This window comes from Thermaerobacter sp. FW80 (genome assembly GCF_004634385.1).
Classification (GTDB): domain Bacteria; phylum Bacillota; class Sulfobacillia; order Thermaerobacterales; family Thermaerobacteraceae; genus Thermaerobacter; species Thermaerobacter composti.
Genome location: NZ_CP037895.1, coordinates 50,882 through 73,566, shown reverse-complemented (window position 1 = coordinate 73,566; position 22,685 = coordinate 50,882). Strand labels below are relative to the sequence as shown.

The 22,685-nt window shown below is 64.0% G+C and carries 18 protein-coding genes and 2 pseudogenes; 11 read left to right on the top strand and 9 right to left on the bottom strand.

Going from position 1 to position 22,685, the window contains the following annotated elements:
• Window positions 1-125: 125 nt before the first annotated feature.
• Both E1B22_RS00295 and E1B22_RS14005 read left to right on the top strand, forming a co-directional pair.
• Window positions 126-1,013, top strand: a complete 888-nt coding sequence (locus E1B22_RS00295; RefSeq protein ID WP_167758803.1) for a glycosyltransferase family 2 protein — start codon at window positions 126-128, stop codon at window positions 1,011-1,013.
• A 51-nt stretch (window positions 1,014-1,064) separates the two neighbouring features.
• Window positions 1,065-1,127 (top strand): annotated as a pseudogene (locus tag E1B22_RS14005) (hypothetical protein); the annotation flags it as partial.
• Window positions 1,128-1,143: 16 nt separating this feature from the next.
• On the opposite strand, the gene E1B22_RS00285 reads toward E1B22_RS14005, so the two are convergent.
• Window positions 1,144-2,535, bottom strand: a complete 1,392-nt coding sequence (locus tag E1B22_RS00285) for a glycosyltransferase family 39 protein (RefSeq protein WP_167758802.1) — start codon at window positions 2,533-2,535, stop codon at window positions 1,144-1,146.
• Between the two features lie 203 nt (window positions 2,536-2,738).
• Between E1B22_RS00285 and E1B22_RS00280 the strand changes: the two genes are divergently transcribed.
• The 4 genes from E1B22_RS00280 to E1B22_RS00270 all read left to right on the top strand — a co-directional run bounded on the left by E1B22_RS00280 (window position 2,739) and on the right by E1B22_RS00270 (window position 6,072).
• Entirely contained in the window at window positions 2,739-3,056 is a 318-nt protein-coding gene (locus E1B22_RS00280) for a helix-turn-helix transcriptional regulator (protein ID WP_135224113.1), read from the top strand.
• On the top strand, window positions 3,053-3,298 hold the full coding sequence (locus E1B22_RS12995) for an SRPBCC domain-containing protein (RefSeq protein WP_243123490.1): 246 nt from the start codon (window positions 3,053-3,055) through the stop codon (window positions 3,296-3,298). Before E1B22_RS00280 ends, E1B22_RS12995 begins: the two co-directional genes overlap by 4 nt.
• A 345-nt stretch (window positions 3,299-3,643) precedes the next feature.
• Window positions 3,644-3,784, top strand: a complete 141-nt coding sequence (locus E1B22_RS12615) for a class I SAM-dependent methyltransferase (protein ID WP_167758801.1) — start codon at window positions 3,644-3,646, stop codon at window positions 3,782-3,784.
• 332 nt (window positions 3,785-4,116) lie between these two features.
• Window positions 4,117-6,072 carry a sigma-54-dependent Fis family transcriptional regulator gene (locus E1B22_RS00270; protein WP_167758800.1) on the top strand — a complete coding sequence of 652 codons (1,956 nt, stop codon included), beginning with the start codon at window positions 4,117-4,119 and terminating at the stop codon, window positions 6,070-6,072.
• Window positions 6,073-6,215: 143 nt separating this feature from the next.
• Here the strand turns inward: E1B22_RS00270 and E1B22_RS00265 are convergent, their stop codons facing one another.
• The 7 genes and pseudogenes from E1B22_RS00265 to E1B22_RS00235 all read right to left on the bottom strand — a co-directional run bounded on the left by E1B22_RS00265 (window position 6,216) and on the right by E1B22_RS00235 (window position 16,250).
• Window positions 6,216-8,171 carry an AMP-binding protein gene (locus E1B22_RS00265; RefSeq protein ID WP_135224111.1) on the bottom strand — a complete coding sequence of 652 codons (1,956 nt, stop codon included), beginning with the start codon at window positions 8,169-8,171 and terminating at the stop codon, window positions 6,216-6,218.
• A gap of 12 nt (window positions 8,172-8,183) precedes the next feature.
• A complete protein-coding gene (locus E1B22_RS00260) occupies window positions 8,184-8,750 on the bottom strand; it encodes an acetone carboxylase subunit gamma (protein WP_135224110.1) in 567 nt (188 codons plus the stop codon).
• Window positions 8,751-8,755: 5 nt separating this feature from the next.
• Window positions 8,756-11,050 (bottom strand): hydantoinase/oxoprolinase family protein, encoded by a 2,295-nt coding sequence (locus tag E1B22_RS00255; RefSeq protein WP_135224109.1) that lies wholly within the window; start codon window positions 11,048-11,050, stop codon window positions 8,756-8,758.
• A pseudogene (locus E1B22_RS00250) lies at window positions 11,047-12,816 on the bottom strand (hydantoinase B/oxoprolinase family protein); the annotation flags it as partial. The gene E1B22_RS00255 and the pseudogene E1B22_RS00250, both read right to left, overlap by 4 nt.
• A 135-nt stretch (window positions 12,817-12,951) precedes the next feature.
• On the bottom strand, window positions 12,952-14,355 hold the full coding sequence (locus E1B22_RS00245; RefSeq protein WP_135224107.1) for an IS1182 family transposase: 1,404 nt from the start codon (window positions 14,353-14,355) through the stop codon (window positions 12,952-12,954).
• Complete coding sequence (locus tag E1B22_RS00240; RefSeq protein ID WP_135224106.1) at window positions 14,331-14,891, bottom strand: hydantoinase B/oxoprolinase family protein; 561 nt, start codon at window positions 14,889-14,891, stop codon at window positions 14,331-14,333. Before E1B22_RS00240 ends, E1B22_RS00245 begins: the two co-directional genes overlap by 25 nt.
• A gap of 135 nt (window positions 14,892-15,026) precedes the next feature.
• Complete coding sequence (locus E1B22_RS00235; protein ID WP_135225854.1) at window positions 15,027-16,250, bottom strand: IS256 family transposase; 1,224 nt, start codon at window positions 16,248-16,250, stop codon at window positions 15,027-15,029.
• Window positions 16,251-16,781: 531 nt separating this feature from the next.
• Between E1B22_RS00235 and E1B22_RS00230 the strand changes: the two genes are divergently transcribed.
• The 3 genes from E1B22_RS00230 (at window position 16,782) to E1B22_RS00220 (ending at window position 19,713) form a co-directional block, all read left to right on the top strand.
• The gene (locus E1B22_RS00230) at window positions 16,782-17,738 is read left to right on the top strand and encodes a hypothetical protein (RefSeq protein ID WP_135224105.1); all 957 of its coding nucleotides are present in this window, start codon (window positions 16,782-16,784) and stop codon (window positions 17,736-17,738) included.
• 98 nt (window positions 17,739-17,836) lie between these two features.
• A complete protein-coding gene (locus E1B22_RS00225) occupies window positions 17,837-19,123 on the top strand; it encodes an IS256 family transposase (protein ID WP_135224104.1) in 1,287 nt (428 codons plus the stop codon).
• Window positions 19,120-19,713, top strand: coding sequence for a hypothetical protein (locus tag E1B22_RS00220; RefSeq protein WP_135224103.1), 594 nt, complete (start codon window positions 19,120-19,122; stop codon window positions 19,711-19,713). Before E1B22_RS00225 ends, E1B22_RS00220 begins: the two co-directional genes overlap by 4 nt.
• A 333-nt stretch (window positions 19,714-20,046) precedes the next feature.
• On the opposite strand, the gene E1B22_RS00215 is transcribed toward E1B22_RS00220, so the two are convergent.
• Complete coding sequence (locus E1B22_RS00215; protein ID WP_167758798.1) at window positions 20,047-20,529, bottom strand: PaaI family thioesterase; 483 nt, start codon at window positions 20,527-20,529, stop codon at window positions 20,047-20,049.
• Between the two features lie 214 nt (window positions 20,530-20,743).
• Between E1B22_RS00215 and E1B22_RS00210 the strand changes: the two genes are divergently transcribed.
• Window positions 20,744-21,148 (top strand): AMP-binding protein, encoded by a 405-nt coding sequence (locus E1B22_RS00210; protein WP_135224101.1) that lies wholly within the window; start codon window positions 20,744-20,746, stop codon window positions 21,146-21,148.
• On the top strand, window positions 21,124-22,527 hold the full coding sequence (locus tag E1B22_RS00205; RefSeq protein WP_135224100.1) for a transposase: 1,404 nt from the start codon (window positions 21,124-21,126) through the stop codon (window positions 22,525-22,527). Before E1B22_RS00210 ends, E1B22_RS00205 begins: the two co-directional genes overlap by 25 nt.
• Window positions 22,528-22,685 lie beyond the last annotated feature (158 nt).

Genomic DNA, 22,685 nt, shown 5'->3' with positions numbered 1-22,685 from the left:
CTGTCCACGATCAGGGTAGCTCCGGGCACTGCGGGGGGTTGCCAGGCTCGGCAGGGTGCGCCCTGGGTGCGTCCCAGGTAACGGGGCTAGCTTCGATCCGGTTGACCCGGCATGGAGGGGCGGGCTTGTTAAGCATCATCGTTCCGACCTACAACGAGCGAGAGAACGTGGTGCAGCTAACCGACCGCATCGCCGAGGCGGTGTCCATCCCCTACGAGATCGTGTTTGTGGACGATAGCGACGACGATACCCCCGCCATTCTGGCGGCTCTCGCCCGGCAACGGCCCCAGGTGCGCTTTGTTCACCGCACCAGCCAGCGCGGCCTTGGTTCGGCCGTGGTCGAGGGCTTTCACCTGGCCCAGGGCCACCTCCTGGCCGTCATGGACGCAGACCTGCAGCACCCGCCTCAACTCCTGATGGACATGGTCCGGGCTGCGGAGGCCGGCGCCGACGTGGTGATCCCTAGCCGGTTCGTCCCGGGTGGGTCCGATGGAGGTCTGAACGGTTTTCGCAAGCTGGTGTCGTGGACAGCCCGCATGCTGGCGCGCCTCCTACTCCACCGCGTCCGGCCGGTGAGGGACCCAACCAGCGGCTTCTTTTTGATCCGGCGTTCGGTCGTCGAAGGGATCGACATGCAGCCGATCGGCTGGAAGATCCTGATCGAGATCCTGGTTAAGGGCCGGTACCGCCGAGTGGTGGAGATTCCGTACACCTTTGCAGCCCGTGCAGCCGGCGAGTCCAAGATGGGCCTGAGGGAACCATGGGAATATTTGATCCACCTGGGCCGTCTCGTCGCCGCGTCCCCGGAGGACCGCCGCTTCTGGCTCTACTGTTTGGTGGGAGCATCCGGCGTCGTGGTGAACTTCACCGTCTACTGGTTCCTGGTCCGGCTTGCCCACTGGCCGGTTCCCACGGCGGGCGCCGCGGCGGCCCTTTGTGCCATGATCTCGAACTTCCTTCTCAATGATCGCCTCACCTGGCGAGAGCGGAAGGGCGGGTGGCTTGGTGCTTGAGCGGCGCGGTTCCTCCTGGTTTCGCTCGCAGGTGCGCTGATCAGCACCACGGTGCTAGCGGTGATCCACCCATACGTCCACTATCTATTGGCCAATGGGATTGCCACTGGGACGGCCGTGGCCTGGAACTTCACCATGAACGAGCGCTGGACCTGGGCGCCGCGTCGCCCGGACCATCCGGAAGAACCCGGCCTATCGCCGCCCTCCGCCGGCCCCAGGTTGTGACCGCCAGCCCGGCCAGGGCCAGCATAAAAGGGGTGAAGGGGAACCGGAACCGGTCCCATCCCGGGAACACGAAATGCAGAGCCAGCATGAAGGCCAGAAACAGCACCGGCACGGACGTGCGAGCCCTCTTCAGGTACCGGCCCGAGGATCCCGGGCGGCCTGCCAGCCACCACATTCGGATCCCCGCAAGGGTGAGCGCCAGTAACGAGTAGAGGCCCGCCTTCAGAATCAGGATGCTGAGGGGCACGAGCAGGGTTGGAAGGGGTCGGGAAGGTTGCTGAAGGGTAAAAAAGACCGCGGTGCGAACGTCCGTCAGCAGCCAGCCCCACTTGATGAAACCCAGCTTAAGGAAATCCCACGGATGCTCCCGGATCCACTGCAGGGCCAGGCGGCGACCGAGGCGGTCCTGTTCGACCTCATCGCTTAACCGAAGTATGGGATTGACGGCCGGGTCATCGCTCCAGTAAAAGCCACCGGTGGCGTTGGGGTTGTTGCCCTGCCAGAGATTGACGCCACCATTGGTCGACACCGGAACCAGGGCCCCCAGGGTCACATAGTTGCGCACCGTCCACGGGCCGACGACCAGGACCATGCCCAGCGTCAGAACGAAGGTTCCTGCCACCACCGGCCGCCAGGCCACCCGCCGCCAGAAGGGACGACCGGGCTGCCCGCCCTCCCGGGTCCGGGTGGTCAGCCATGCATAGACGAAATAGAGGGTCGGTACGGGCAGCATGACGGGCCGGGTCAAAGAAGCCAGTCCCAGGAGAACACCGCTGGCCAGAAGGACCCAGAGGGGAGGAAATGGACAGGCTGACGCCGGGCGGGCTGGAATCCACAACGTCACCGCGAGCAAAGTGCACAGCATGGCCGGAATTTCGGAGTTCAGCACGGTGCTCCAGAGCACATGGTCGGGCATCAGGGCGGTGAGGGCTGCCGCGGCCAGCCCGGCACTCGTACCAAAAAGGCGCCGGGTGAACCAGTAGGTTGCAGCCACGATGGCGGTGCTCATAAGAACCTGGGCCAGTACCGCGTACCACCAGCGGGGGCCAAACAGCCGGATCACCAGGCTGAGGAGAAGGGGGTATCCAATGGGACGAAAGGCGCTGGGAACGCCGCCCATGACGTATCCCCGCCCTTCGGCCAGGCCCATGGCGATGTCCCAGTAGATCTTGAAATCGGAGGTGGGTACGGGGCGCAGGTACCATGCTGTGGCGTAGCGCACCACTAGGGCAAGCAGAAGAATGGCAAAAAGAACGCCCAGAGACGTCCACCGGTGCCGTTGCGCTGGGCCTTCCAACCCTTGATCTCCCTCACAGAAATGGTTTGGTATAACCATACTAACCCAACAATAACAACCATCCAAGGCATTGAGTGTCCAAACAAAAGGCCTCTGCCGAAGCAATACGCAGCATGGCAGGCCGGAGGCCACAGGGCCCGCGTTGCCGTGGGCCGCGGTGGCAGGTCTTGACTGACTGGTAACTCATAAGTTACCTTTGCCGCATGGATCTCGATCGCAAGTTCGCGGCCCTGGCGGATCCGACGCGGCGCCACATCGTCACGGTGCTTCGTTCGGGCCCCAAGGACGTGGGCACCCTGGCCCGACCGCTGCCCATCAGCCGGCCGGCGGTGTCCAAGCACCTGGCCGTCCTCGTGGCTGCGGGTCTGGTCGAGGTCGAAAAGTCCGGGCGGCGGCGGCTCTACCGGCTGCGCCGGGAAGGGTTCGACGAAGTACGGGAGTGGTTGGACCAGGTCGCCAGGACCTGGGACGTCGCCCTGGAGCGCTTCCGCCGCCACGTCGAGGGGGACGGTCTGGGATGATTCGACGCAGCGTTGTCGTCCGCGGGCCCGTGGAGGCAATCTTTGCCCGGTTTACGGCCGGCATCGGCCAGTGGTGGCCGCTGGACCAGTTCTCCTACGGCGGCGACCGCAGAGCCGATTTGATCCTGGAGGACCATGCCGGCGGCCGCTTCTACGAGCGGTTCCGGGATGGCGAAGAGCACGAGATCGGCCGGGTCCTGGTCTACGAGCCGCCCCACCGGGTGGTGTTCACGTGGAACTAGGCGAACTGGCCGGAGCCTACTGAGGTCGAGGTTCGGTTCTATCCCGAGGGTGCTTTCACCCGCGTCGAACTGGAACACCGGGGTTGGGAGCGACTCGGCGAGGCGGGCCCGGGGACGCAGCAGGCCTTCGGTGGCGGATGGGGAATCATTCTGGGGCGGTTTCAGTATCGTCTCATTGGTCGCGGGACGTGATGACCATCATGGGTGCCTATGACCGATGGGCATGGGCCTATGACGATTTGATCAGGAACAGAAACCCTGTTGTGGAATTGTCGTACGATTGGGTACTCGAAGTCGTGGGTGAGTGGCGTGGAAGGCAAGTGTGCGATTTAGGGTGTGGCCAGGGTGAGCTGGCACGGAGAATGGCTCAGCGTGGAGCGATTGTCACGGCCCAAGGGACCGTTCGACGTGGTCGTGATGAACCTCATGCTCATGGACGTGGATGACTTGCAACGGGTGTTTGCTTCGGCGGCGGTGTGCGTCTAGCCCGCCCCCCACCGACAGAGTCTTTATATAATATACATGGGTGGGTACGTCAAACCAGAGCCTCTAGGGTCATCTAGTCTGCAGCTACGGTTCTTAACCGCACGCTGCTTAAGAAAACGATTCGGTGTCATTCCAACCCTACCCAAAATCTCTACCATACCCAACATCGCTACTTATGCACCACAATCCCGTCCCATTGGTTAGTCTGCGACACGGTGATTCGATCGGGAGGGCGGAAGACTATGTACACTCTAAGTCCTGGTCTTGGTCTTGACGTGCCTTCCGATCCCATTCAGGCTCGCAGCAAGTTGTTTGTAGAGTGGGAACGCTACATGAGGGACTTCGCCTCGCCTCCTCACGTCCGGCGTCCAATTGTCGATTCCTGGAAGCGTTGCAAGGAGCACGGCCTCGATGCGCACAGAACCCTGGCACCCGTCGCGGTCGAAGAAGATGAGGTTAGTGAAATATGGAAAAACCATTCTCTGTACCACGTGGCGGAACCCATATTCAATGACAACCATGTGAAGAATCTCCTCAACGACTCTCGTCAATTATTGGTGGTCGCTAACCCGGACGGTGTCTTGCTTCGGATCGAAGGACATCCACGTGTCCGGCTGCAGGCATCCAGCCTGCACTTCCACGAAGGCACCTGCTGGCTTGATGAAGCCGCGGGCACCAACGCGATCGGCGTCGCCGTCACCCACAAGCATCCCATTCAGGTCTTCGGGCCGGAACACTTCTCCCAGAAGATTCATGATTGGGTTTGTTCCAGCAGTCCTGTCCGCGACCCGGAAACGGGCGAGGTGGTGGGGATTATTGATTTAACCGGCCCTTTTGACACCATCCATCCACATGCCCTGACCACGGTCGTTACTTTGAGCAAGATGGTAGAGCAGCAACTGCGGACGGAACACCAATTGCACGAGGCGGTGCTACGTAACTTGTTTGACGAGGTTACGAATCGGCCTGGGAGCAAGGCGGTAGCCGTTTTGACACGCTCAGGACGGGCTATCATGGCGTCGCCGACCTTTTACGCAACCCGTGTTCTTGATGCCGGGGGCCGGCTCAAGGGCGTGACGCATTCGTGGTTGACCGCGATCCGGGACGAAACGGAACTAAGGATTCCAGACCGCGGAGGCGACGGTCTAACGATCCGGCTTCAACCTGTGTCGCATGAGGGACGGCGCATTGGCTACATCGCCACGTTGGAAGAGAAGAATAACGGTGTCTGGAAGGTACCGGTCCGTGCAGTAAAGAGTGGGCAGGGCGGCGGATTGACGGAGAATTGCCTTGGAAGAGACCGCGGTAGCATGAGCAGCAACATCGGTACCAGCCCCCCGATCTCTGGCGATTTCACGTTCATCCTGGGACGTTCCGCCGTGATGCAACGCGTGCTTGCCGTAGCGACCCGGGTCGCGGAGACACCCTTGCCCGTGCTGTTGACGGGGGAGACGGGTACAGGCAAGGAAGTCCTGGCCCGGGCCATCCACGCTTGGAGCGGGCGCGGTCCGTTTGTTGCGGTCAACTGTGCCGCCGTTCCCCGGGAACTGCTGGTGAGCGAGCTCTTTGGCTACGAGAAAGGTGCCTTCACGGGTGCTGCCCGCGAGGGCTTTCCGGGACGATTTCGGTTGGCCCATGGAGGCACTCTGTTCCTGGACGAAATCGGTGACATGTCGCCTGAGGGGCAGGCGGCTCTCTTGCGAGCCCTCGACCAGGGCGAGATCACGCCGCTGGGTGCGCGGCAGGCCGTGCGGGTAGATGTCCGTGTGATCTGTGCCACCAACCGGGATCTGCAACAGGAAGTCCAAGCGGGGCGCTTCCGCGAGGACCTCTACCATCGCCTCCAGGTCGTTCACATCCATCTCCCGCCCCTGCGGGAGCGTTCGGAAGACATCGTTCTCCTGGCGCGGGAGTTTCTCCGCCGGATCCGTGCCGAGTTGGGACGGGGACCTCTGGACGTCAGCCCCGAAGTAGCGGAGCTGTTCCGGCGGTATTCGTGGCCGGGCAACGTGCGAGAGCTGAAGAATTTGTGCTACGCCCTGGCCGTACAGATCGATGAGGAGACGGTCACGGTCGCAGACCTTCCGGCCCACATCCGGGTCGCTAACGTCAACGATCGGGCAGCCACGGGTGCCCCCGGCGAGCAAGGGACTCTCAGAGAGATGGAACGGCAGGCCATCCTGACGGCTCTGGAAGAACATGGAGGTTCCGTGGCGAAAGCGGCACGAAGGCTGGGCATCGCGCGGGGCACGCTGTATCGGAAACTGAAAGAAATGGGGCTACGGTAAGTGTGAAGATAAAAAATTCCCCGCCTGCGGGCGGGGAACCTTTCACGCCCCGACCGGGCCGGCCCGACAGCGCCGGCCGACCTGGAGCAGGTCGCATGCAACCGGCATGCTTGTTTTGAGGTGGCCGGCCCGCGGCCGCCGCCTCAAGCCGTTGACTGAGCCGAACCTTCCGCGACCGGCAGTGCATCCAGCGCCTCCGGGTTCATGAGGCTGGACGTGTCCCCCAAGGGGAGACCCAGGTATTTCTCCTTGATGAGCCGGCGCAGAATCTTCTGCGAGCGCGTCTTCGGCAGGTCCTCGACCACGTGCACTACACCGGGCTGGTAGGGTTTGCCCAGTTCGTCCGCCACAAAGCGACTGATTTCCTCCGGGGAAGGACGCTTGCCCGGTCTCGGCACCACGAAGAGCACGATCGCCTCGCCCTTGACCGGATCGGGCACGCCGATCACCGCCGACTCCAGCACCGCCGGGTGCCGGTTGACCACGTCCTCGATTTCACCGGGCCCCGTCCGCCGCCCGGCCACTTTAAGGACGTCGTCGGCCCGGCCCAGGTGGAACCAGAAAGCGTCCTCATCCACCATCACCATGTCTCCGTGCCACCACAGTTCCGACCCCAACGGGAAGTAAGTGTCCAGATACCTCTTGGGGTCTTTCCAGAATCCCCGGGTCTGGGCCGGCTGCGGAAGAGTGAAGACCAAGTAGCCCGGTGTCCCGGGAGGGACCGGTTTCCCCTGTTCGTCCACAACTCGGGCGCCCACCGCCGGTGTCACGCCGAGGCAGGTCGGCTTCAACGGTTGCAAGACTGTGGAGGCGATGATCTCGGCGAAGATTTCGGTTCCGCCGGAACCGTTGATGATGGGAACCCGTCCATCGCACCAGGAGAAGTACCAGTTCCACGTATCCTCATCGATGGGTTCTCCTGTGTGCCCAAGGATCCGCAGGGAACTCAGGTCGGCCTCCTTCCGGAACGGCTCGCCATAGGTCTTCAATAGGCGCAGGGCCGTGGCCGGTGCCCCGAAGAAGGTGATGCGGTATTTCTCGATCAGGTTGAAGATCCGGCCCGGGTTCGGGTACATGGGGCTTCCTTCGTAGATGAGGAGGGGGGCCGCCACGGCATGGGCGCCAAACATCGGCAGCTGGCCCATCATCCATCCAAAGTCGGTGATCATGAAACAGACATCGTCGGGCTGCACGTCAAAGATGAACATCCCGGCTTCGGCAGTCTTGACGGCCAGGCCACCGTGGACGTGCACGATGCCTTTGGGCTTACCCGATGTTCCCGACGAGTAGCTGACCATGCAGAGGTCTTCTGAATCCATCGGTAGGGTTCGGAATTGATCCGCAGCTGTGGCTACCGATTCCCGCCACGGCGTGTCGCGCCCGGCCTTCATGTCCACAGCGCTCTTGAGGCGTTCCGCTACGATCACCGCCCGGACGCTGCGGACCCGCTCCAGGGCCCGGTCCAGCGTGGCCTTGAGCGGCACTTGCTGGCCGCCCCGCCAGAAGCCGTCGGCGGTGACCACGGCCTTGGCCTCGACGTCGTTGAGGCGGATGGCGATGGCGTCGGGGCCGAAGCCGGAGAAAAGGGGTACCGCGATGGCGCCCGACTTGTAGATCCCGTAGAGGGCGATCACGGTCTCGGGGATCATCGGCATGTAGAGAGCCACTCGATCCCCTTTTTGCACGCCAAGGGCCTGCAGCGTGTTGGCAAAACGGTTGGCCTCGCGGTTAAGTTCGGCAAAGGTGTAAGTCCGTGTTTCGCCGTCTTCTCCCTCCCAGATCAGCGCCGGGCGTGCAGCCGTTTCCGGGTGCGCCGCCCACTTGTCCACGAAATTATGGGCGATGTTGATTTTCCCGCCGACGAACCACTTGGGCCAGGGTAGGCCGCCCGAGAGGTCGAGGACCTCGCGGTAGGGCTCGTAGAATTCAAAACCGGCGAAACGGATGAACGCGTCCCAGAACCAGCGAATGTCTTCCTCCGAGCGGCGCAGCAACTCGCTATAATCGCGGATGCCGTGCGCCTGCATGAACCGCCAGAGGTTGCTGCCCTCCACGTACTCCGGCGTCGGTTGCCACACGACCGACCGGCGACGCGCCATGGCGCTCCCTCCTCAAGCTGGTAGATGTTCCGCCAGATACCGCGCCGTCAGGTCCTCGAAGGGGTGGGGATCGACAGGGAGGTCCCGTCCCAGCCACTCCCGGTAGAAGGTCTGGATATCCGGGAGCGCGTCGAAGACCGGCGGGTAGCCGGCTGGCACGGCCTCTACCTCGAGGAGGGCATGGCACCCCGGGCAGTAATACTCACGCAACTGCTGCCAGCCGGGCTCTGGGTGCATGTAGGCCGGGTAGATCTCCCGGAACTGTTCCTCCGTTTCCCGAACGTACACCCTGGCAGCGACCTTCCAGTTGACCCGGTAATCCGGGAATTCGTGCCCGCAGGTACACTTGACGATGGCCTCGGTGCGCCCATTCCGTTCCTTGGCCACGATCATAAGGTGGTCGCTTAGCGGAAGCAAAATGGGTTCGCTCCAGGCCACCTTTTGCTGAAAGTAGGCGACCAGGGCGTCGAAGGCCTCCGGGTCCTTCTCCCGGACCACGATGCCGAAGACTTCCTCAACGGGCATCCGGCCTTCCAGCAGATCGGCGATGCGCCGGATCTTTTCCGGGGAAACGGCCATGGTTCTCACCTTCCCACATAGACACGGGCGTCTTCCCAGGGACGGATGGCCCAGAAGACGCGGCGCCGGTCGAGATAGAGTTGATATGCCGGAGGCACGAGGACCGTCGTCGCCGGCGATTCCACCAGGCACGGTCCCGCCAGCAGGTTCCCAGGACGTAGGGCGTCCATCTCGTAGACGGTCGCTTCATGCCATTCGCCTTGCCAGTAGATTCGCCGCCGACCTTTGATGGCCGCTTCGCTGGGCAGTTCCTCCAGCGTCTGCGCTTCGGCCATGTGGGGCTTGATACTGTCGTAGTAGCCGGTCAGCACGACCCGCGTGATCTGATAACCAAACTCCGTGCTGCGCGCACCGCGGGCGTAGACCTTGTCGAAATTCTCCTCGAAACGCTCCATGAGCTGGCGGAGGCTTTCGCCCGTCACCGCGGTGGTATCACCCTGGACCTCAAGGTCGTCCAGCATGCCGGCGTACCGCACACGTACGGAGGGTACGAAGCGGAGGCGGGAGATCTCAAGGCCTTCCCGGCGGGCTTCGGCCTCGATCTGGCCTCGTAGAGTCTGCCACGCCGCCTGCAATTGCTGGACGGCCACGCCGGCCAGCACATTCGCCATGGCCTGCTCCCGGGTGATGCGGTGCGTCTCCACCGCCTCGTCCACCTGGCGCCGGGTCTCCGGCGGCAGGTTGTCATACACGCCCCGCAGGATGTCCAGCGCGATGCCGGTGGGTGTGACCCCAGGCGGTGGTGGCACGTAAATGTCGACCGACATTTCCTGGCGGACGCCGTAATCACCGCATGCCGCACCGAAGGCCGAAAAGCCCGGGGCCCAGGCCGGGATCATCACCCCGGCCAGTGGCAGGCCGTCGGTATAACCGATGGCGTGCACCGGCCCGCCGCCACCGAAACAGGCCACGTGGAATACCTCAGGGCCGAAGCCCATGCCGAGCATAACCTGCTGCAGGTGAAGTTTGAGAGTGAGGTTCGTAAGGTTGTGAACGCCCCACGCGGCCTCGTACACATCAACGCCCAGTTTGCGGGCCACCTGCTCTTCGAACAGGCGCAGTGCCCGCTCACGGTCAAGGCGGACCTGGCCGCCGAGGAAATAGTCGGGGTTCAGGTAACCGAGGATCAGGTTGGCATCGTTGACGGTTACCGTGTCGACACCGCCCTCGGGCCAGCAGACCCCTACTCGGTAGCCCGCGCTGTCAGGTCCGATGCGGACCCGTTCGGTGACGGGGTCGACACGGACATAGGACCCGGTGCCCGCTCCGATGGAGTCCACCGCAACCATGGGGATGTTCACGAAGAAGCGGTCGATCAAGCCCTGGTCGCGCAGCACGACATCACCGTTGATCACGGTTCCCACGTCGAAACTGGTGCCACCCACATCCGTGGCGATGAGGTAGCGCAGGTCGTAGTGTTGTCCGAGGAAGCGGGTCCCGATCACCCCGCCGGTCGGGCCGGAATTGACCGTGTGGATCAGCCGCTCGTAGTCCGTCGAAACGGTGGTGCCGTAATTGGTCAGGAGCCGGACGCTGGCCCGGCTGCCCGCGGCACGGAACTCCTGCTGCAGTTCCTTCAGCTGGGACCGAGAGGGTTCGGCCGCATAGGCCTGGATGACCACGGCATTCAACCGCCCGGCCTCGCCGACGATGGGGTGGACCTGGTGGGAGAGCAGCACGTTGACCTCCACGCCACGTTCCCGGGCGACCTGGCAGACGATCTCGGCGGTGCGCAGCTCATGCTCGGGGTTCACGAAGGCGTTGAGGTAGGCGATGATAATCGTCCGCATCCCCCGGTCGATGAGGGTTTCCGCCGCCTGTCGGGCATCCGCCTCGTACAGCGGGATCATCACGTGACCCGTGGACAAGACTCGCTCGCGCACGCCGAGGACGTTCTCCCGCGGGACCAGCGGTTCGGGATGGAAGTGGGAGACGGCGTGCAATCTCTCGGGGAGCGAGAGGTGCTGCCACGACTGCCTTGCCCGGCCAAAGCGCAAGGTGTCTTCGAAGCCCGCGCTGGTGATCACACCGATGGCCTGCTCACCCGTCCGGCTAACGATGCGGTTCAACATCACGGTTCCCGTGTAGACCACCAGTTCCAATCCCGCAGCGGCTTCTTCTAACGTCATCCCCCACTGGCGGGCGGCGTCCCGCAAGGAGTCCATGATCCCCCGCGCCAGATGGTCGGGGGTGGTCTGTGCCTTGCCGACAACGAAGTCACCGCTCGTGTCAATTAAAATCGTGTCAGTCATGGTGCCACCCGTATCGATGGCCAGGATTCGGGCCGTGTGCCCGCTCATCGGTCCGTCCCCTCCCCGCTCATCACGGCGAAATCCTCGGGAAGCTGCCAGATGGCCTTGAACTCCTGCCACCACCGCGGCCCGACCTCGGCCAGCTCGGCGTACATTCGGCGGACGACTTCCGCCAGGTCACCGTTCAGCAGCCGCTGGCGTTCCCGGCGGTAGAACTCGGCGAAGTCTACCCCACGGGCACGGCGCTGTTGGCGCAGTTCCTCCCGGCGTCGTTCGGACGCTTCTCGATCGACGGTGAAACGGCCCCTTTCGTCACGATGAGCGATGACCCCGTAGACGTTAGACATGATCCGCTCGGTGTAGATGCCGTCGTTTAGATCCTTCTCACACAGATCCAGCGGTCTCTCCAGCGGATCCCCGTAGCCGGGCCCACCGTTGTACTTCATGTAGATCAGGTCGCCTTCGCCGAAGGGCCGCGGGTAATAGGTGCCGTAGTTGAGGCGGGTGACCTGGGCACCCTCCAACAAAGCGACTTCGGGCTGGTCAGGGTGGTCACCCTGCGGATACGGTTGGTGCCGTTGCCACCGTTGTTCAATTCCCGAGTTGTGGACGTGCAGAGTGTAGGCAGCAAATGCAGGATAACCGCCGGCGTTACCGGCGTTGGTGAAGACGTATCCCTGATTGATGCTGAAGGCCAGCGCTCCTTCCGTGCCGTAGAAAACACCCATCGTTTCGTAACCGGTTCCACCACGCCGACGCCCGTATCCGGCGCTGTCGGGCTTGATGCGGCGGGACAGGTAGCGGAGGCCCATCTGGATTCGTTCCCAGTCCTCCACATCGCCCATGTCCGCTTCGGGGTTCCACATGGCGTACCCATGATCGATCCCATCGCGGGCGGGGTTGGCACCAAGTCCAACGCTGGAGATCTCGAACGTCGTGATGGGGGCATACAGGCCTCTGGGTTCTCCAGCCTTACCGCTCAAGGTCATTCCACCCTGGGTGGGATCCGCCGTCATGCCGTAACCGGAGGCACCTTCCTCGATGTATCCGCGGCTGAAAAAGCTGCGTTGCAGGTTGCGATAGAGACCGGTGTAGATCGGAATGGTCAGATACCAGGGCGTTTGCCGGGAAAGGTCGTATATCTCGTTGTTGTTAAGCCACGTACGTGGAGGCCGTTCGGTCGCCAAGGCTAGATTGAAGCCTTCGTTAACCACTTCGCTGTAACCCAGCATTTGCGTCAGCACAACCCACAGAGCACCTAGGACTGAGGCCAGAGCGGTGTTCCATGCCCATGGTCCATAGCCGCTGTTGCCCTCATAATCTAGATGGAGGGTTCCGTTCGGGCGGACGACGACTTCAAGGGGAAGATGGTGCAGCGTATCGCGACGTGCCTGGGGTTGCCAGGCCTCCTTGGAGAAGGGGGTGTCGGCGAAGGCCACCGCCCGGAAGCGACCGGGCACCAAGCGCTCTTTGACCCTGGCGATGAAGTTCCGACGGGAGAATTCGATCACCTCGCGGGATATTTGCTGATAGAAATCGAGGCCATATTCGTCGATGAACGAGATCACCGCCCGCCGGATCATGTCGGCGCCGGCAATCCGGGCCTTCTCGTCCAGGTCGTAGTAGAGCGGCGTGCGGACGCCCTGCCGGGAACGGAGGCGATAGTGGGGCAGGAGCTCGCCCCGCTCGCCGATCTTTTCATTGGTCATGTATAGGCCGTCTTCGTATCGCGATGTTGCGGCCACGATGTCATGGCCCGGGGTGACACCGCCAATGTCAACCTGGTGGGTTACGCCACCCGCCCATCCCACTAGCTGCCCTTTATAGGAGCCTGTTTCACGGACACTGACTTGATCGGGACGGGCTGGAAGGTACTGAGCCTATACAGCAACATCGCATGGGTTGGCGGTCAGCATCGCGTCGGTGAGGGGGCCCCGGTCGCTGCCCTTCTACGCCGGCGCCGCAGCAGTGCAACGAAAGGGTAAGGACGCGGATCTCTCCGTCACCCTTCGCCAGAGCTTCAGCAAGTTGTGGGTCAAGCAGAGCAGCTTCCACTCGCTGTCACACGCCGCCAGACCGCGACGCAGGAACCGGTCGGCGCCTCGCACGGCCTTGATCTGCCCAAACACCGGCTCCACGGTCTGGCTGCGCTTGGCGTAGATCGCCTGCCCTCGCCGGGTCCGCAGCTTGCGTTCCATCCGCTCCCGCAGGCTCAGCCCCTTGGGGATCCGGCCCCGCGGAGGGGGTGCATCCTTCACCGCCTGACGATGCTTCCACTCCTTGCTCGTCGCCAGGAACAGCTCCGGCCCTTCGGCCGGCGCCTGCTTCACGTTCGCCTCGCTCCAGTACCCCGCATCGGCCACCACGGCCCGGATGGGCTCGTCCACGCCCGCGGCCCGGAGGTTGGCTTGCGCCTGCTGGAGCATCGGGTGCAGTTGGCCCACGTCGTTGGCGTCCTGCGTCACCGCCGCGGCCACGATGAGTTGGTCTTCGCTCACCACCGCCTGGGCGTTGTACCCTTGCACAAAGCCCTGCCGGGTCTTCAGGATCCGGCTGTCCGGATCCGTGATGTTGGCCTTGGCTGCCGGATCCACCGAGGGATCCGGCGCCTTCGGCTTCCGCCCCCGCCGCTTCTTGCCGGTCGCCTGCTCCTGGGCCTTCCGTTCGTCGATGCGGGCCTGCTGCCGGGCGGCTTCCCGGGCCGCCTCTTCCTCCAGCCGCCGCTTGCATGCCTTTAGCCGCTCCAGCCGGCTCGCACGGTGGCGCAGCTCCTCCGGCAACTCGTCCCCACGACGCCCGGGGCCGTACCGCTCATCTTCTTCTCGGTCCGTGGCCTCCGCTTCCCGGAGCATCTTCTCCACTTCCTGGCGAATCGCATCGTAGGTTCGGTTGGCCGCCAGCGAGGCGTTGGCCTTCATCTTCGTCCCGTCAAGGGCGACCACGCCCACCTTCCCGAGCCCCGCCTCGCGGCACAGCCGCAGCACCTGCGTGAACAGCTCGGCCAGTTCCCGCGCATGGCGCTGGCGGAAGCGGGCGATGGTCACGTGATCCGGCTTCTGGTTGGCGGTGATCACCCGGAAGGCCACGTCCTCGAGGCACAACCGCTCGATCCGCCGGCTCGACCGCTCGCCGACGCAGTAGGCGTACAGCAGCAGCGTCACCATCATGGTCGGGTCGTAACTCTCTCCACCCCAGCCGTCGGCGCGGTACTTCTCGTAAAAGGCCCGCAGGTCCATCTGCTCCACCGCATCGATCAGGAACCAGGCCAGATGGTCCTCAGGCAGCCAGTCGCGAAGGCTCGGTGGAAGCAGGTACAGTTGGTCACGGTTCACCGGGCGGAAGTTGTAGGCCATAGGGACACCTCGGGCGACGGAGAATTCCAATCCATGGCCTCACTTAAACCCACGTGGGTGCAATCCTGCGGAAATACCTGGGTTCGTGAAACAGGCTCATAGAAGATGGGGATGAGGGTATGGATATCGGTTGTATGCACATTGCCCAATGCCGGGTCATTATTGGAGAAAATGTCGCCATCGCGGATCCCGGGGAATTCTTCGTAGCCCGCCTCGATCATCTGCTTGATGTCTTCACTCATGGTGTGGACATGAACAATGATCCCCGTGGAGAGGGCAACGGCATCCCCGTCGGGGGTGAAGAGCGCGAAGCAGGTTTCGTTGAGGCTGCGCGTGATCGGTGAGGCGGCGATATGGACGGCAACCTCACGCGCCGTCACGGTGGCGGCTACTAATTTCGCCAGTGCCTCTTCCCAGCGAAACGGGTTTTCCTGCCGTAGCGGGAGTTCCCGCAGGCCGGCATAATAACCCGTCTCCTGGGTCTTCCGCCGGACATCCTCGAGCATCTGCCGCAACGATCCTGTGGCGACAGACATTTCGCATCCCCCTCCTCCTCGCCGGGAAGCGGTGTTAGTACCGCAGTCCAGTCTGCTGTCTTCGATAAAGATTTTAAAGCAACGGTCACGTCCCGTCAAGTGGTGTGATTTGCGCTCCCCTCGGGTTTGAACGCCTTACATGGCCAGCACCTTCAGGGTTGCTTCGGTTTCATGGAGCCGCGTAGCCTCATGTGATGTACACGCGTCAATCTTGGCCATCGACTCCAGGCTGAAGTACCGCCGGGACACCAGCCATTCGTCCTGTTGCTCCTCGAGAAGAGCTCCCAACAGGCGGATGGCGGCGGCCATGTTCGGGAAGATCCCCACCACGTCGCAGCGCCGGGCCAGTTCCCGATTCAGCCGCTCCAGAACGTTGGTCGAGTGGATCCGCCGCCAGTGCTCGGTCGGGAAGGCCATGTACGCCAGCACGTCCTCCATTGCATCCCGAAGCAGAGCGGCGGCCTGGGGGAATCGCCGGTCCAGGTTGGCTGCCACGTGTTCCAGCTGCTCCCGGGCGGACTCCAGGTCGGGCTGGGCGAAGATCGTCCGCACCAGGGCCGCCACCATCGGCTGGGCGTGCTTGGGCACCCGGGCCAGCAGGTTCCGCATGAAGTGCACGCGGCACCGTTGCCAGCTGGCGCCCGCCAGCACCTCGCTGATGGCGCGCTTGAGCCCCTCATGGGCATCGGAGATGACGAGGCGAACACCCTTGAGCCCGCGGGCCACCAGGCTGCGGAGAAACGCGAGCCAGAACTCGTACGTCTCGGCGGCGCCCACGTCAAAGCCCAGCACCTCGCGCTCCCCGGTTCGCTTCACCCCGACGGCGATGACCGCGGCCATGTTCACCACCCGGTGGTCCTGCCGCACCTTGATCGGCTTGGCGTCGAGCCAAACGTAGGGGTACTCGCCTTCCAGGGGACGGTTGCGGAAGCGCTCCATCCGCTCGTCCAGTTCCGCGCAGAGTCGCGACACCTCGCTCTTGCTGATGCCGTCCAGGCCCAAGGCCCGGACCAGGTCGTCGACCTTCCGGGTGCTGACCCCCTGCACATAAGCCTCCTGCACCACGGCGACCAGGGCCCGTTCCGCCCGCCGGCGTGGCTCCAGCAGGCTTGGGAAGTAGCTGCCCTGGCGGAGCTTTGGGATCCGCAGCTCGATGGTGCCCACGCGGGTATCCCAGGGCCGGGAGCGATAGCCGTTCCGGTAGGTCTTGCGCGTTTCCGTGCGCTCGTACCGCTGAGCGCCAACGAGTTCGCTCACCTCGAGCTCCATGAGCTGTTGGGCCAGCCAGCGTAGTCCTTCCCGCAGGGCATCGGCTTCCGGCTCCCCCTGGTGTTTGCGTAGAAGCTCGAGAAGTGCCATCCTGAAATCAGCGGTCACCGGTGAGCGGACCTCCCTTCATGGCGGTTCTTGTCCAACCCGAAGGGGAGCCACCGGTGACCTTTCTTGTCAAGGGCCACCAGGCTCGGGCCCTACAGCCCGGCGATTTCCACCACCACCTGGGACACTAACAAAGCAACACCCGTGCCAGCTGCTCCCGCTCGTTAGCAAGGGGCCACTGATACTGTCGTCGCGGCATTTTTCGGCTTCGGAGGGGGGAGGGATTCACCTCAGAGCTAGCCGGACATGTTTCAAGATGAGACACAACCCCGGCCACGTGGTTCACGATGGAACAGCCGTGTCTTGCATACGCCCTGGGGCGAGGGAAGCGGGTGCCGCATCGAGTGACGGAGGCAGGTTGTCTGGTTGAAGTTGAAAAGGATCGTCGGACGAGCGGCTGATTCCCGATTGGAGGAAAAGCTGTCCATACACAGAAACGAAAAAACGATTACCCATATACCCACCCATACCGGCTGGGGCGCCTACTAGGGTGGTCGTCGCGAGGGGGAGAGCATGGGCTTTGGGCTCCGTCAGGAGTTGCGTGCCTCCCAGCGTCTCGTGTTGACTCCTGCCCTTCGCGGGGCACTGGAGATTCTCGCCCTCCCGGTGTTGGAGCTGGAACAAATCGTGGTGCGCATCGCTTCGGAAAACCCCTTCCTCGAGCTCGAAAGCTGGCCCGAAGGGCCGGTGGTCGGGTGGGAGGATCTCCGGCAGGTGTCTGCGTACCAAGCGTCGGAAGCCGGTGAGGGCGAGGAGAACGAACAAGAGCGGGGTCCGCTGTTGCGAAGGCGGAGTTTGAACGAGATCGAAACGGGTGCAACCTGGCCCGATGCCGGGGCGGATACGGTGGATCCGGTGGCAGATATCCCGGCTCCCTGGCCATGTTCTCTTTACGCGTACCTCCACTGGCAATTAGACCTTGAGCCGTTGCCGGCGAGCGTCGTGATGCATGCCCGGATCATCATTGACGCCCTGGACCCCTGCGGGTTTCTCACGGAAGATATCGAACAAATCGCTGCACGGGCCAGGGTTGAGCCAAAGCATCTCGCGGAGGCTCTCGAAGTAGTGCGGCGCCTAGACCCGCCTGGGGTCGGCGCTAGGGACGCGCGGGAGTGCCTGCTCTTGCAACTGCGTCGCCGTCGCGAGGAGGCCCAGGCGGGAGGGAGCGCCTGGCGTGCGGGGTCGGCGGCGGACATCGCCGAACGGATACTGGCCGAATTCGCGGATCTGCTGGTGCAACGCCGGGGTAGCTTGCAGCGCCTGGCCCGGGAGTTACAGGTATCCCTTCACGACCTTGGTGCCGCCTTGGATCTGTTGCGAACCCTGCGCCCCTTTCCCGCCGCCGGGCTGGTCAGCGAGCCGGTCCCGGTGGCGCAACCCGATCTGACCGTCCAGCGTGCGGGGGACGGGAGTCTTAACGTGTGGGTCAACGGGGACGCACTGCCGAAGGTTCGCTTCAGGAGAGGGTGACGTCCTAAACTGTCTGTAAACGCGAAGCGGTCTGGGCTACCATCGGTGGCGTCGGAAAACTCGCCCCAGCTGGGGCACACCGAGGAGGACCCAGACCTATGTCCAGGATACCACCCAGCCAGCAGTTGGCGGAGCTGGCCCGGCAGCTGGCCGCGCAGGCCCGGGAGGGTACTGAGGTCGAGGACCTGACCCATGCCCTCGTCCGCCTGGGCGCCCGCAAGCTCATCCAGGAGCTGCTGGAGGCAGAGGTCACGGAGCTTTTGGGGCGCGGACGCTACGAGCGGCGCGAGCCTGGCCAGGAAGGCGCCCGCAACGGCTACAAGCCGCGGACGCTGCGTTGCGCCGAGGGGCGGCTCGAGATCGACGTCCCCCAGGTGCGGGGCATGGAGGGACTGTGCCAGCCCACGCTGTGGAGGGCCCTCAAGCGGCGGACGGACGTGCTGGAGCGCCTGGTGGTGGAGATGTACGCCCGGGGCCTCTCTACCCGGGACATCGAGGATGCGCTGGCGGAGCTGGCGGGCAGCGAAGCGCCGCTTTTGAGCCGGTCCACCGTGAGCCGGATCACCGAGGCGCTCCACGAGGAGTTCGAGGCCTTTGCCCAGCGGGACCTGTCAGGCCTCGACGTGGTGTACCTGTTCGCCGACGCCATCTACGAGTCGCTGCGCCGGCAGGCGGGCTGCCGTGAGGGCATCCTGGTCACCTGGGCCATCTTGAGCGACGGCAGCAAGGTGCTGGTGCACCTGAGCCTGGGCAACAAGGAGCGCTACGAGGACTGGCTGGAGCACTTCCGGGATCTGGTGCGCCGGGGGCTGAAGACGCCGCTGACGGTGACGACGGACGGGGCGCCGGGGCTGATCCAGGCGGTGGAAGCCATGTGGCCGGAGGCGGAGCGCATCCGCTGCTGGGTGCACAAGATGCGGAACGTGCTGGACAAGGTGCCGGAGGAGGCGCGGCCCGTGCTCAAGCCCTACCTGGAGGCGATCCGGGACGCACCGGATATCGAGCAGGGCCGGCGGCTGGTGGCCGAGGTGGTGGAGCGGTTCGGGCGGGAGTATCCCTCGGCCATGCGGAGCCTGCAGGAGGACCTGGAAGCGAGCCTGGCGCACCTGCGGCTACCCGCCGCCCACCGCAAGCATGTCCGGACCACCAACCTGGTGGAGCGCAGCTTCGAGGAGGAGCGGCGGCGCGCCAAGGTGATCCCGCGGTTTCGGAGCGAGCGGGAGTGCCTGAAGCTAGTCTTCGCCGTGCTGTGGCGGGCGAGTGAGCGCTGGCGGCGGGTGCAGTTCAGCGAGCACGAACGAAAGCAGCTGGAGCGCTACATCGAGGAGCGGCAACGGCAAAGAGCGGCGCAGAAAGAGGTTTCACCCGCTGCCACCGTGGCATGACCCAGACCGCTTTTACAGACAGTTCGGGACTTGACCTCAGGAGAGAGTATGCTCGGAGGGTGATGAGGGAGCTAACTGATCCTCGCGAGCGGGAGGCGGTCCGGAAGTGGCTGGAAGAGGCCCGTTGGGTGGAACAGGGCCTGATCCGAAGAAACTTGACACTCCAGCGACTGGGCGAGGTCCTGCTGGTCTTGCAGCCCGAATTCTTCGCGGCGGGCCCCCGGTACCTCCGACCGATGCGGCTCGATGACGTCGCCGCCCGATTGCACTTGCACAAATCGACGGTATCACGGGCCATCCGGGGCAAGTACATCCAGACTCCCCACGGCATGTTCCCACTGGCAAGCCTGTTCAGTGCCGGGCTGGACTCTCGCGGGGAGGAATCGGCCATTTCAGCGCGGGTGGTGAAGGAACGGATCCGTGCCCTCATCGCGGGAGAGGATTCCGCCCGGCCGTTCAGCGACGCTTTCCTCCAAAAGATTTTGGAGCGAGAGGGGGTGCGGATTTCGCGCCGCACTGTGGCCAAATACCGCGCGGAGCTGGGCATCCCGCCGTGCCACCGTCGCGTGGGGCGCGGTAAAAAAGGCTAATGTACCCGGTGAAACCGGTGGACAGAGTTACAGCTGGCTGACCAGAGCTCTGGCTTTGATGTCAATACGAACATCTTGTTCGGCACCCTTCGATCCTAGACGGTTGGGTTCCATCTTGCCGCTTTGCCAGCACGGCGGCAATCACATCCTCCCAAGTCCCTTGAGCGATGGTGTTCCAGTACTGGCCCCGACCGCCGTCGCGATCTGCCACCCCGACTGCGATGGTGTCCTGACGGACGTCCAGGCCCACGAACTTCGTGATATCCTCCACGCACCTGCGAAACGGGGCCGGCCTCGTTCATTGTGACTAGTCGGGCGAATCCAAACCCATTGTTAGGAAGCACTCGTGTCGCCGCCCCCGAGCCGCTGGTCCGCCGTTCCCACGGGTCTGGGGAAGATCCGATACGTCGAGATGGCCTTGGTGCACACCTCTCCCGCCGGGCCGCGGATCTCGGTTTCCACGGTTCCGATGGTCCTACCCCGGTCGAGAACACGACTTTCCGCGACGATGACGTCCCCATAGGCCGGTTTCAGGTACTGCACATGCATATTAATGGTGACCTGGGACCAGTCGGCTTCCGTCCACGTCGTCATCAGCGTCAACCCGGCGCTGATGTCCACCATGTAGGCGAGGATCCCGCCGTTGACGGCCGCGGTTCCCCCACCACCCCGGTGGTGGGGCGCCACGCTGAGCTCCATCCGGCTGTAGCCAGAACCTACTTCTGTAAACCGCAGGCCGGCCCACCGGATGTACGGCATCTCATTGATGACGTCCAGGGTTTCCCGGGTGAACTTCCTCAGGGGGAAGGCTCCCATGATCGGCTCCGACCTCCAAACCCACCCTCGCATGCCGGGAAGGGCAGGCGACCCGCGTAGGCCTGCCCGGCGTCCCGGTACAAGTCGGCTGACGTCATCGGACTTCGGCTAACCGAGGCCGAAAACCTGCCACTAATTCTTCCGACCGGTCGGTAGGAATGCTCCCGACGGCACCGAATATTTGCACCCAACACATTCTGGGGGTGTACCGTCCATGGGACGTACGGCTTCTGGAGCCGGAGAGGGGTTGGCCCTCAACCTGATCCAGCGCGTCTGTGTGGGCGACATCCTGACCCGCACGGCCCAGCGGTACCCGGACAAGGTGGCCATCGCCGACCTCGACGGGGGAGTGTCCCTGACCTACGCCGAGCTGAACCACCATGCCAACCGGGTCGCCCGCTCGCTGCTCGGGCTGGGGCTTCGTCATCAGGACATGGTGGCGATCATGTCCCGCAACACGTGGCAGTTCGTCGTCACCTACTTCGCGTGCGCCAAGGAGCCTGTTTCACGAACCCAGGTATTTCCGCAGGACTGCAGCCCCGGGAGGTTAAGTGAAAGCATCGGTTGGAATTCGCCATCGCCTGAGGTGTTCCTATGGCCTACAACTTCCGCCCGGTGAACCGCGACCAACTGTACCTGCTCCCACCGAGCCTTCGCGACTGGCTGCCCGAGGACCATCTGGCCTGGTTCCTGATCGACGCCGTCGAGCCGATGGACCTGCGGGCCTTTTACGAGAAGTACCGCGCCGACGGTTGGGGCGGAGAGAGTTACGACCCGACCATGATGGTGACGCTGCTGCTGTACGCCTACTGCGTCGGCGAGCGGTCCAGCCGGCGGATCGTGCGACTGTGCCTCGAGGACGTGGCCTTCCGGGTGATCACCGCCAACCAGAAGCCGGATCACGTGACCATCGCCCGCTTCCGCCAGCGCCATGCACGGGAGCTGGCCGCGCTGTTCACCCAGGTGCTGCGGCTGTGCCGCGAAGCGGGGCTGGGGAAGGTCGGCGTGGTGGCACTGGACGGGACGAAAGTCAAGGCCAACGCCTCGCTGGCGGCCAACCGAACGTATGATGTGATTCGCCAGGAAGTGGAGAAGATGCTCCGGGAGGCGGAGGCCACGGACCGGGAAGAAGATGCGCGGTACGGCCCCGGGCGCCGCGGGGATGAGTTGCCGGAGGAACTGCGCTCCCGCCAGAGCCGGCTGGAGCGGCTGAAGGCATGCAAGCGGCGGCTGGAGGACGAGGCGGCCCGGGAAGCGGCCCGGCAGCAGGCCCGCATCGACGAACGGAAAGCCCAGGAGCAGGCGACCGGCAAGAAGCGGCGGGGGCGGAAGCCGAAGGCGCCGGATGCCTCGGTGGATCCGGCGGCCAAGGCCAACGTGACGGATCCGGACAGCCGGATCCTCAAGACCCGGCAGGGCTTTGTGCAAGGGTACAACGCCCAGGCGGTGGTGACCGAAGACCAGCTCATCGTGGCGGCGGCGGTGACGCAGGACGCCAACGACGTGGGCCAACTGCACCCGATGCTCCAACAAGCGCAAGCCAACCTCCAGGCAGCAGGTGTGGACAAACCCATCCGCGCCGTGGTGGCCGACGCGGGGTACTGGAGCGAGGCGAACGTGAAGCAGGCGCCGGTCGAGGGGCCGGAACTTTTCCTGGCGACGAGCAAGGAGTGGAAGCAGCGCCAAGCCTGGAAGGACACACCCCCTCCGCGAGGCCGCATCCCCAAGGGGCTGAGCCTGCGGGAGCGGATGGAACGCAAGCTGCGGACCCGGCGAGGACAGGCGATCTACGCCAAGCGCAGCCAGACCGTGGAGCCGGTGTTTGGGCAGATCAAGACCGTGCGAGGCGCCGACCGGTTCCTCCGTCGGGGTCTGGCGGCGTGTGACAGCGAGTGGAAGCTGTTCTGCCTGACCCATAACTTGCTGAAGCTCTGGCGGAAGGTAACGAAGGGGTCCGCATCCTCACCCTTTGGTTGGATGGCGGCCGCGTTGGCGTAGAAGGGTAACGACCGGGCCGCCGGCCTACCCCGTCCTGACCGTCAGCCCACGGGACATGGCCGAATCGACCCGGTACGTTCCCACTAGGCCCGATCTCTCAGGGTCGGTGCAACAGGCTCATATGCGTGGCCGCATTGTAGCGTCGACAACATGCCCAT